This window comes from Dokdonella sp., assembly GCF_049593775.1.
Classification (GTDB): domain Bacteria; phylum Pseudomonadota; class Gammaproteobacteria; order Xanthomonadales; family Rhodanobacteraceae; genus Dokdonella.
Genome location: NZ_JBAWHJ010000217.1, coordinates 1 through 9,799 on the forward strand (window position 1 = coordinate 1; position 9,799 = coordinate 9,799).

At 60.4% G+C, this 9,799-nt stretch carries 12 protein-coding genes; 11 read left to right on the plus strand and 1 reads right to left on the minus strand.

Annotated features, from left to right (window positions below):
* Positions 1-629: GAF domain-containing protein (locus tag WBP53_RS07760; protein WP_423927597.1), on the minus strand; the 629-nt coding region annotated here is incomplete at its 3' end.
* A gap of 239 nt (positions 630-868) precedes the next feature.
* On the opposite strand from WBP53_RS07760, the gene ccmA reads away from it, so the two are divergent.
* From ccmA to WBP53_RS07815, 11 genes are all read left to right on the plus strand, one after another.
* Positions 869-1,516 (plus strand): heme ABC exporter ATP-binding protein CcmA, encoded by a 648-nt coding sequence (ccmA, locus tag WBP53_RS07765; RefSeq protein WP_423927599.1) that lies wholly within the window; start codon positions 869-871, stop codon positions 1,514-1,516.
* Positions 1,513-2,196, plus strand: coding sequence for a heme exporter protein CcmB (gene ccmB, locus WBP53_RS07770; protein ID WP_423927601.1), 684 nt, complete (start codon positions 1,513-1,515; stop codon positions 2,194-2,196). Before ccmA ends, ccmB begins: the two co-directional genes overlap by 4 nt.
* A complete protein-coding gene (ccmC, locus tag WBP53_RS07775; protein ID WP_423927619.1) occupies positions 2,193-2,957 on the plus strand; it encodes a heme ABC transporter permease CcmC in 765 nt (254 codons plus the stop codon). Before ccmB ends, ccmC begins: the two co-directional genes overlap by 4 nt.
* Positions 2,950-3,126: a heme exporter protein CcmD gene (gene ccmD, locus WBP53_RS07780; protein WP_423927603.1), complete on the plus strand. Its 177-nt coding sequence runs from the start codon at positions 2,950-2,952 to the stop codon at positions 3,124-3,126. The genes ccmC and ccmD overlap by 8 nt, the downstream gene beginning before the upstream one ends.
* Entirely contained in the window at positions 3,123-3,584 is a 462-nt protein-coding gene (ccmE, locus tag WBP53_RS07785) for a cytochrome c maturation protein CcmE (protein WP_423927605.1), read from the plus strand. The genes ccmD and ccmE overlap by 4 nt, the downstream gene beginning before the upstream one ends.
* 62 nt (positions 3,585-3,646) lie before the next feature.
* Positions 3,647-5,641, plus strand: coding sequence for a heme lyase CcmF/NrfE family subunit (locus WBP53_RS07790; protein WP_423927607.1), 1,995 nt, complete (start codon positions 3,647-3,649; stop codon positions 5,639-5,641).
* Positions 5,638-6,183: a DsbE family thiol:disulfide interchange protein gene (locus tag WBP53_RS07795; protein WP_423927609.1), complete on the plus strand. Its 546-nt coding sequence runs from the start codon at positions 5,638-5,640 to the stop codon at positions 6,181-6,183. Before WBP53_RS07790 ends, WBP53_RS07795 begins: the two co-directional genes overlap by 4 nt.
* Complete coding sequence (locus tag WBP53_RS07800) at positions 6,180-6,635, plus strand: cytochrome c-type biogenesis protein (RefSeq protein ID WP_423927611.1); 456 nt, start codon at positions 6,180-6,182, stop codon at positions 6,633-6,635. The genes WBP53_RS07795 and WBP53_RS07800 overlap by 4 nt, the downstream gene beginning before the upstream one ends.
* The gene (ccmI, locus tag WBP53_RS07805; protein ID WP_423927613.1) at positions 6,635-7,909 is read left to right on the plus strand and encodes a c-type cytochrome biogenesis protein CcmI; all 1,275 of its coding nucleotides are present in this window, start codon (positions 6,635-6,637) and stop codon (positions 7,907-7,909) included. Before WBP53_RS07800 ends, ccmI begins: the two co-directional genes overlap by 1 nt.
* 37 nt (positions 7,910-7,946) lie before the next feature.
* Complete coding sequence (gene metX, locus WBP53_RS07810) at positions 7,947-9,047, plus strand: homoserine O-acetyltransferase MetX (RefSeq protein ID WP_423927615.1); 1,101 nt, start codon at positions 7,947-7,949, stop codon at positions 9,045-9,047.
* A 72-nt stretch (positions 9,048-9,119) separates the two neighbouring features.
* On the plus strand, positions 9,120-9,698 hold the full coding sequence (locus WBP53_RS07815; protein ID WP_423927617.1) for a cysteine dioxygenase: 579 nt from the start codon (positions 9,120-9,122) through the stop codon (positions 9,696-9,698).
* Positions 9,699-9,799 lie beyond the last annotated feature (101 nt).

Genomic DNA, 9,799 nt, shown 5'->3' on the forward strand with positions numbered 1-9,799 from the left:
TGGACTTCCCCGGAAACCACATTCCACTCGAAGGTACCGACCTCCGTGGCCCGAATGACGTTTGCATGACGCTCATGCTCTTTTGCGAACGCGCGCTCGGCCTCCACCTGCATTGTCTGCGCGTCACTTTTTTCCAAGGCGAGCTTGCGCTGCTGCAGGGCCTCGGCAGCTGCATTGGCCAGCTCGGAAAGCACATTGCGCTGCAAGTCCGTCAGCACTCGTGGCTGACGGTCGATCACGCACAGGGTCCCCATCTTGAATCCGTCAGACAACGCGATGGGAGCCCCGCCGTAGAAGCGGATGCCGGGCTCGCCGATTACCAGGGGGTTGTTGGCAAAACGAGGATCGAGACGGGCATCCGGGACTTCCATCAACCCTTCGCCCAGAATGGCATGTGCGCAGAATGCGACATTCCTCGGAGTCTCGGTAGCTTCTTCAAGTCCGAAATTCGACTTGAACCACTGCCGTTCCGTATCGACGAGACTCACCAGGGCGATGGGCGCTCCGGTCACCAGCGAGGCTGCGCGAACGAGGGCATCGAACAGAGGTTCCGGCTCCGTATCGAGCACACGCAACGCGTGCAATCGCGACAGTCTGGCGGCCTCGCTCTCCTTCTGGGCTAATTTCATCTCTGATTTCGGGTCTGTGTTCGCAAGCCTGAACAAGCCCTTCCCTGTCCTCTGCCACGTCCGACCGCCTGGACAAGCGGAAAATCACGCGCCTTGTGCAGGCGCCCACATTGCTGCTTATGCCCGCACCAAGTGTCGCACAGTGTCTCGCATGAAGGCATAGTCCATTACAATTTGCATCCCGATTGGATCTTGTCCGGCCAAACAGGCCGGGATGCTCCAACCTGTCCTGGCGAAAAATGACTCCTGCCCACGCCGAAAACTTGATTCCGTTGCTGGAAGCGCAGGGGCTCTCCTATTCGCGAAATGACGAGCTGATTTTCGGGCCGCTTGATTTCAGCTTGCATGCCGGCGAAGTTGTCCTCGTGGAAGGTGACAACGGTTCTGGCAAGACAACCCTGCTCAAGGTCCTGTCCGGATTGCTCGAACCCGGAATGGGCAGCATCCGTCTGAACGGCGAGGTGTTGACGCTGGCACGGCTGTCCCACCAGGTCGCACTGCTCGGGCATTTGCCGGGCCTCAAGGCCGATCTCAGTCCACTTGAAAACCTTGAGTTCGCGATCGGCGTGGCCGGCATGCGCGGAGGCATCACGCCTCGCCTCGCCCTGGCCAGTGTCGGGCTCGAAGGCTATGAGGACGTTGCCACACGCATGTTGTCCGCCGGACAAAAAAAGCGAGTAGGTCTGGCCCGTCTACTTCTGGTTCCTGCTGCACTGTGGTTGCTGGACGAACCCTACGCGAACCTGGACAGGGAAGGCATCGATCTGGTCAACCGCCTGCTGGACGCTCAGGCGCGACGCGGCGGTGCGGCCCTGGTCACCTCACATGGCGCCTACGCCTTTACTTCCGGCACCCCGCGTCGACTGCCATTGAGGCCATCCGCATGAGATATGGCACGACCACGTCGGCATGTATTGCGCTGCTGCGGCGCGATTTGCTGCTGACATGGCGGCGGCGCGGAGATGCGCTGAACCCGGCCTTGTTTGCACTTATCGTGGTCGTGATGTTTCCGCTCGCACTGGGGCCGGAACCGAATCAACTTGCACGCATCGCAGCAGGCATCGTCTTCGTAGCAATCCTCCTTGCGGGGCTGCTGGCGCTCGACGGGTTATTCCGCAACGATCATGAAGACGGCACGCTCGAACAGATCGTCTTGTCTCCGCATCCCCTGCCATTGCTGCTTGCCGGCAAGATTGCCGTTCATTGGGTGACCACCGCCCTGCCCCTGATTCTGATCGCTCCTTTGCTCGCGGAGATGCTCTTTCTGCCGCGGCAAGTCCTGCCTGTCCTGATCGCCGCACTGGCCCTGGCGACGCCGTTGCTGAGCCTGCTTGGCGCGGTCTGCGTCGCCCTCACGGTAGGCATGCGACGCTCTGGTATGCTGCTGGCCCTGTTGGTCCTGCCCTTGTATGTGCCGGTGCTTATTTTCGCTGCCGGTGCCTGCGACGCTGCGCAGGCGGGCCTGCCGTTTCTGGCTCCCCTGCTCTGGCTTGGTGCGGCCCTGGTGCTTGCCCTGGTGTTGGCACCGCTGGCCTGCGCCGCCGCCCTGCGGATTTCAATATCCTGATGAACAAGCTGACACTCTGGTTTCACAAATTCGGCTCGCCACCGATCTTCCATCGCGTCGCCGGGCTGCTTCTGCCATGGCTGTATGCAACCGCCGTGCTCGGCGGATTGGTGGCCATGTACGGCGGCCTTTTCGTGGCGCCTGCCGATTACCAGCAAAGTGACGCCTACCGGATCATTTTCATTCACGTGCCGTGTGCTTGGATGAGCCTGTTCGCATATCTGTTCATGGCGATCAACGCATTCATCGCCCTGGTCTGGCGAATCAAGATTTCGGAAATCCTCGCCATGGCCAGTGCACCCATCGGGGCAATTTTCACGGCAGTGACTCTGGCGACAGGGGCCATCTGGGGCAAGCCGATGTGGGGTACCTGGTGGACCTGGGATGCTCGCCTGACGTCGGAACTGGTCCTGTTGTTCCTGTTCCTGGGCGTTATCGGCCTCTACAACGCGATCGAAGACCGGCGACAGGCAGCACGAGCTGCGGCATTTCTTGCCCTCGTGGGCATCGTCAACGTGCCGATCGTGCATTTCTCTGTAAGCTGGTGGAACACCTTGCACCAGGGTTCGACGGTGCGCCTGCTCGGTCCGTCACGTATCGACTCCAGCATGCTCTGGCCGCTGCTCCTGATGGCGCTGGCCACCCACCTCTGGTTCTTCGCGAGCGTTCTGGCACGTGCTCGCGCCAGCACACTGGAACTGGAAGCGGGCAAGGACTGGGCTCGCGATGTCGTACTGAAAGCCGGAGCAAGACATGAATGACTTTTTCGCGATGGGTGGCTACGGTGCATACGTGTGGTCATCGTTCGCGATTTTCGTAGTTGCATTGCTGATGGATTTCATTGCCCCACGCATGCGCTATCGCAAGATCATTGCAGAGTTGAGCGGGCGCTATCGGCGCCAGAAGAATCGTCAGGAGAAACCAGCATGACTCCCACCCGCAAACGCAGGCTTGTCCTCGTCGCCCTGATCCTGCTTGCCGTGGGTATCGCGACCGTGCTGACCATCCTCGCCCTGCAGCAGAACATGACCTACCTCTACACACCCAGCGAGATCATCGCCGGCAAGGTTCCTGCCGATGCACGCATTCGTATCGGAGGCATGGTCAAGGAAAACTCGGTCGAGCGCGGACAATCGCTGACTGTCGGGTTCGTAGTCACGGATGGCGATGGCGACATGCGCGTCGAGTACGAAGGCATCCTTCCCGACCTGTTTCGCGAAAAGCAATCGGTGATCGCCACCGGCTCGATGCAGGGCGAAAAATTCGTCGCGACCGAGGTTCTCGCCAAGCACGATGAAAACTACATCCCCCGCGATGTAGCCGAAGCGATGGAGAACGCCCATCGCAAGCATGATGTTCCCGAGTCGGCAGACAAGCCGACACCCTAGCCAGCTCCATTCGGGTTCGACAAACAGAGTCAGCCACTGCAATCCCCAACCCAGGCCACGCAATGCTTCCAGAACTCGGACAATTCGCCCTCATCCTGGCCCTTCTCCTAAGTGCCGTGCAGTTGGTTCTGCCGCTGATCGGAGCGCACACGGGGAACAGGTCATTGATGGCAGTGGCTCGGCCGGCAGCAACCGGGCAATTCGTTTTCGTCCTGATCGCCTTTGTGCTGCTGACCTATGCCTTCATGGTCCAGGATTTCTCGGTGGCCTATGTCGCCCAGAACTCCAACCTGCAGCTACCGTGGTACTACCGCTTTTCAGCGGTATGGGGAGCGCACGAAGGTTCTTTGCTGCTGTGGATTCTTATCCTCAGCCTCTGGACCATGGCCGTCGCGGTCACCAGCCGCCGTCTGCCTGAAGACTTCATGGCCCGCGTCATGGGCGTACTCGGTTTCGTCAGCCTCGGCTTCCTGCTGTTCACGGTGCTGACGTCCAACCCGTTCACGCGACACATCCCAGGCCTGGCCGACGGAAATGATCTGAATCCGGTGCTCCAGGATTTTGGCCTGATCGTGCATCCACCCATGCTCTACATGGGTTACGTCGGATTCTCGGTCGCGTTTGCCTTCGCGATCGCGGCCTTGCTGGGAGGAAAACTCGACGAGCAATGGGTGCGCTGGTCGCGCCCCTGGACCAATGCAGCCTGGGGTGTTCTGACCCTCGGCATCGCGCTGGGCAGCTGGTGGGCCTACTACGAGCTGGGCTGGGGCGGCTGGTGGTTCTGGGATCCGGTCGAGAACGCCTCATTCATGCCCTGGCTGATCGGCACGGCGCTGATCCACTCGCAGGCAGTCACCGAAAAGCGCGGCAGCTTCCGCCCCTGGACCCTTCTGCTGGCCATCTTTGCGTTCTCGCTGTCATTGCTCGGAACGTTTCTTGTTCGCTCCGGCGTGCTGACATCCGTGCATTCCTTCGCCAGCGACCCGGAGCGCGGAATGTTCATCCTTGCATTCCTGACAGTGACGGTTGGTGGCTCCTTGCTGATCTACGCACTGCGCGCACCCAAGGTTTCGGGTGGCAAGCCATTTTCCGCCGTGTCGCGCGAGACCCTGCTGCTCGTCAACAACCTGCTGTTCACGTGTGCCGCCGCAATGGTCCTGCTGGGCACCCTTTACCCGCTGATCGGCGAGGCTTTCAATCTCGGCCGGATTTCAGTTGGTCCGCCCTACTTCGGATTCATGTTCGTCCTGTTGATGGCACCCGTAGCGCTGCTGATTCCATTTGGTCCGTTGCTGAACTGGAGCCGTGGCGACTGGCGCCGCTCGCTTCGCACCTTGCGCCCGGCGCTTGTGCTCGTCGTGGTCGCCTGCGTTCTTGTCTGGCTGATGACTGAGAAACTTTCGATCAAGGCGTTCATCGGCGTCGCCGTTTCGGTGTGGGTCGGACTTGGCATCATCGCGTTCGCCGCAATTCGCTGGCGCAACTCCCCGAAGGGACGCCGATTCACACCGGAAATGTTGGGCATGGTCATCGCACATTTTGGCTTCGCGGTGTTTCTTGCGGGCGTTCTCGTCACCGAGGGCACAAGCATCGAAAAGGATGTGCGCCTGGACAAGGGTGAAACCGCTGTCCTGGGAAGCTACACATTCCGATTCGATGGTGTCGAACGCGTCAGTGGCCCGAATTTCGTCGCCGACGAGGGCACGATAACCATCACTCGCAACGACGCCGTGGTTGCAGTTCTGCATCCACAGAAGCGCCAGTACACCAAGACCACGCAGATCCAGACCGAATCCGACATCGATCCCGGCTTCACCCGTGACCTCTACGTGGCACTCGGCGAACCGCTCGGTGACGATGGCGCGTGGTCGGTACGCGTGTACCTGAAACCATTCCTCCGATGGATCTGGCTAGGCGCGATCCTGATGATGCTGGGCGGCTTCGTGGCCGCGACCGATCGTCGATTCCGCGTCCTGGTGAAGGCAGAAGCGCCTGGTTCGAAGAAGCCTGCCGAAGCAAGCGCAGAATCTGTTGATGCCGTCGGGCCCCGTGCATGAATACGCGATTCCTTCCACTGGCGGGATTCGGCCTGCTCGTGATCCTGCTCGCGGTCGGCATTTCCTGGATGCGCAGCAACCGCATGAACGAAGTGCCGTCGCCGCTGATCGGAAAGCAGGCTCCGGCCTTTGACCTGCCCATGCTCATGGATCCAGCCAAGCGTCTCGACAATGCTGATCTGCTTGGCCAGCCGTACTTGCTAAATGTATTTGCCAGCTGGTGCTTTGCCTGCCTGGACGAACACCCATTGCTCATGAACGAAGGCAAGCGCCTCGGCATTCCTATAGTCGGATTCAACTACAAGGACGAGCCCGATGACGCCAAGCGCTGGCTGGCCCGGTTCGGCAACCCCTATAGCGCAATCATTGCCGATCGCGACGGCCGCGTAGCCATCGATTTCGGCGTGTATGGTGCACCGGAGTCTTTTCTGGTGGATGCCAAGGGCGTGATTCGCTACAAGCGCATCGGAGCGATCACTCCGGAGATCTTTGCTTTCGAAATCATGCCGAGGCTGGAAGCGATGAGGGGAGAAAAGCCATGACTGCATCCGCATGGACACGCCATGCCCTTATGATCCTGCTCGCGCTGTCGTTGCTGTTGCCGAATGCAGCCGTTGCGATCGACGCGCTGCCATTCAAGGATCGCGCAGAGGAACAACGTTTCCAGAATCTTGCACGCCAACTGCGTTGCCTGGTCTGCCAGAACGAAAGCCTTGCCGATTCCAGCGCGGACCTCGCCAAGGATCTGCGCCAGGAAGTATTCGAGCAGATGCAACAAGGAAAGAACGATGACGAAATCAAGCAGTATCTGACTGCGCGATACAGCGATTTCGTACTGTACAACCCGCCCTTGCGCAGCGGCACGTTCGTGCTCTGGTTTGGTCCGCTGATAGTGTTCCTGGCTGGTCTTGTTGCCGTTGTCCTGATCGTACGTCGCCGCGCCTCTGCGCAGCAGCGTGTTCCTGCCGAAACAAGTTCCGAGGATGGTTGGTAATGACGCTATTCGTGATTCTGGCTGCAGCGATGCTCGTTGTTGCCCTGGCTTTCTCACTTCTGCCGATGCTCCGCCAGCGCGCGCCCTCTGCATCCGCGAACGACAGTGGTTCAAAGCGCCTGAAGGCACTCAAGGACGCCCATGCCGCAGGCGTCATCAACGACGAGGAATTCAAATCGAAACTGGCCGGACTCGCTGCATCGGACACATCGGCAGCACTCGCGAAAAGTCGCCGGCCGGCCCTGCTCGCGTCGCTGCTGGTTGCCTTGCTGCTCCCGGCTGGGGCAATCGTCCTGTATCAGGCCATAGGCGCACCCAATGCACTGAACCCGGACAATCTCGTTGCGCGCAGCGGCAGCGCGCCCGCTGGAACCGGCGCCGACGGGCAAGGTATCGAGATGGACGAGGCCATTGCCGGCCTCGTCGCCAAGCTCGAAGCCAACCCTGACAACGCCGAGGGCTGGGCATTGCTGGGCCGCGCTTACCAGGCCATGGGCAAGTTTGCCGAATCGCGCGATGCACTCAAACAGGCGTTCGATATTCAGCCCGACAACCACGACCTGACCGTCGAGTACGCGCAAGCGCTGGCACTGTCAGGCGAAGGCCGACGCATCACGGGCGAGTCCAGGCAACTGATCGAAGGTGTTCTCGCTGCCGACCCGGAACATCAACGCGCGCTTTGGCTGATTGGAATAAGCGACTATCAGTCAGCCGACTACGATGCTGCCATTCGCAACTGGAATCGCCTGCTGCCCGCCTTGCCACCGGATAGTGACATCGCCCGCAGCGTGCGTGCCCAGATAGCTGACGCCGAACAACTCGGCGGCGCCAACCCGGCAGGGACAGCAATGGCGACAGCACCTGCCGTCGCACCTTCGACCGCATCCGCAGCAGGTTCCGCGGCAGCGGATTCCGGCGCTGCGGGCGGCCCAGGGTTGACGATAGAGGTCAGCCTCGACGACAGCCTGAAGAGCAAGCTTGAATTCGGCTCCACGCTGTTCGTGTTCGCACGTGCCGAGAGTGGCCCGCCCATGCCGCTTGCAATCCAGCGCCTGCAGGCCAGCGACCTGCCTTTGACCGTCAGACTGGATGACAGCATGGGCATGTTGCCGTCGATGAAGCTGTCGATGTTCCCGAAAGTGGTCGTCGGCGCGCGGATTTCGGCCAGCGGCAACGCACTGCCCCAATCCGGTGATCTGCAGGTACTCAGCGGCGCGATCGACGTCAACCGCAAGGAACCGCTAAGTCTGGTCATCGACAGCGTGATTCCCTGACCCCTCGACAATGACCTTGCAGGCGTACTGAATCTACATGTCCGACGCGCGCCACACTTTCAATCTGAGCCCGGGCTTTCGCATGAAGCGAGGTGGCGAGTTGCAGGGCGCGCAACTGGCCTATGAGACCTGGGGAACCCTGTCGGCGAAACGCGACAATGCCGTACTGATCCTGACCGGGCTATCGCCCAGCGCACACGCGGCCTCAAGCATCGGCGACCCGACCCCCGGCTGGTGGGAAGAAATGCTGGGGCCGGGCAAGCCGATAGACAGCAACCGCTGGTTTGTCATTTGCGTCAACACGCTAGGCAGTTGCAAGGGCTCGACCGGACCGGCGTCCATCAACCCGGAAACCGGTGAAATCTATCGGCTCGACTTCCCCAGACTCAGCCTCGAGGATGCGGCGCACGCGGCCCATGAACTCGTCCAGGGCCTCGGGATCGAGCGTCTGGCCTGCCTGATCGGCAATTCCATGGGCGGCATGACCGCCCTGGCCTACCTTTCGCTATACCCGGCAAGTGTCCGCGCTCATGTCAGCATATCGACGGCTCCGCAAGCGCAGCCTTTCTCGATAGCCATCCGTTCGTTGCAGCGGGAAGCAATCCGGCTCGATCCGAAATGGAATTCGGGCGACTATGACGATGAAAACTACCCCGAAACCGGCATGAGCATCGCGCGCAAGCTGGGCGTCATCACCTACCGCTCGGCAATGGAATGGGTTGGACGATTCGCACGAATACGCCTGGATTCGGACGAGCGTGACGACGAACCGTTCGCCGTGGAGTTCCAGGTCGAATCCTACCTGGCTGCCCATGCCCGTCGATTCGTCCGCAGTTTTGATCCGAACTGCTACTTGTACCTGTCGCGGGCCAGCGACTGGTTTGACATCGCTGAGCACGGCGAAGGCAACGCACGCGTTGCTTTGGCCAACATCAAGGTGGAGCGCGCCCTCGTCATCGGTGTCAGCACCGACATCCTGTTTCCACTCTCCCAACAGGAGGAAATCGCTGACGGCCTGAGCGAGGGAGGTGCCCATGTCGAATTCGTGGCACTGGACAGCCCGCAGGGGCACGACGCGTTCCTCGTTGACATCGAAGGATTCGGTGGAAAAATCGCACCATTCATGGCAGCGCTGTAGAATCAGCGGATTGAATGCGGTCGGCGAGAGCGACATGCCCGGCCAACCCGCACATGAGGAGATCCCTGGGACATGCTTGCACTCGATTTTCCCGGTTCGAAAAAACTGGTCGATGCCCTTGATGACGCCATTCGAAGAGATTGCACGACGGCGATCACCGATGCATTGCGACAAACCTTGTGCAGGCTCATGCAGGATGCGTCTGTCAGCCTTCCCGATTGCGTGTATGAGGCAGCTTCCGACCACTACGCGCGTCGCGAGATCTACACCAGCGCAGAACTCGGATATTCCGTGATTGCCATGACCTGGGGCCCCGGACAGGGCACCTCGATTCATGATCATTCCGGCATGTGGTGTGTCGAGGGGGTCTGGCACGGCCAGATCGAAGTGACCCCGTACGAGCTGGTCGAAAGAGACCAGGACCTCTATCGATTCGAATCACGCGGCACCATGCTGGCCGGTCCCGGATCCGCCGGCAGCCTGATTCCGCCCCATGAGTACCACACGATTCGCAATCCAAGCGACGACGCAGTCGCCGTCTCCCTGCATATCTATCGTGGTGCCATGACCTCCTGCGCTGTATTTCGCCAGGTCAAGGACGGCTGGTATGACCGTGATCAGCGCCAGCTTTCGCTGGACCAAACGCATTGAGGCTCAAGGCATACTTGAACTCGGGGTATTGTTCTGGCGTATACTCCGCGCCCCCGCGCCGAAGTGGCGGAACTGGTAGACGCGCCGGACTCAAAATCCGG

Excerpts from the sequence above, each read along its gene's own strand:
- ccmD (WP_423927603.1), top strand. The coding sequence starts at position 2,950 with ATGAATGACTTTTTCGCGATGGGTGGCTACGGTGCATACGTGTGGTCA.
- ccmI (WP_423927613.1), top strand. The coding sequence starts at position 6,635 with ATGACGCTATTCGTGATTCTGGCTGCAGCGATGCTCGTTGTTGCCCTG.
- WBP53_RS07795 (WP_423927609.1), top strand. The coding sequence starts at position 5,638 with ATGAATACGCGATTCCTTCCACTGGCGGGATTCGGCCTGCTCGTGATC.
- WBP53_RS07800 (WP_423927611.1), top strand. The coding sequence starts at position 6,180 with ATGACTGCATCCGCATGGACACGCCATGCCCTTATGATCCTGCTCGCG.
- WBP53_RS07815 (WP_423927617.1), top strand. The coding sequence starts at position 9,120 with ATGCTTGCACTCGATTTTCCCGGTTCGAAAAAACTGGTCGATGCCCTT.
- ccmE (WP_423927605.1), top strand. The coding sequence starts at position 3,123 with ATGACTCCCACCCGCAAACGCAGGCTTGTCCTCGTCGCCCTGATCCTG.
- WBP53_RS07790 (WP_423927607.1), top strand. The coding sequence starts at position 3,647 with ATGCTTCCAGAACTCGGACAATTCGCCCTCATCCTGGCCCTTCTCCTA.
- ccmB (WP_423927601.1), top strand. The coding sequence starts at position 1,513 with ATGAGATATGGCACGACCACGTCGGCATGTATTGCGCTGCTGCGGCGC.
- ccmA (WP_423927599.1), top strand. The coding sequence starts at position 869 with ATGACTCCTGCCCACGCCGAAAACTTGATTCCGTTGCTGGAAGCGCAG.
- metX (WP_423927615.1), top strand. The coding sequence starts at position 7,947 with ATGTCCGACGCGCGCCACACTTTCAATCTGAGCCCGGGCTTTCGCATG.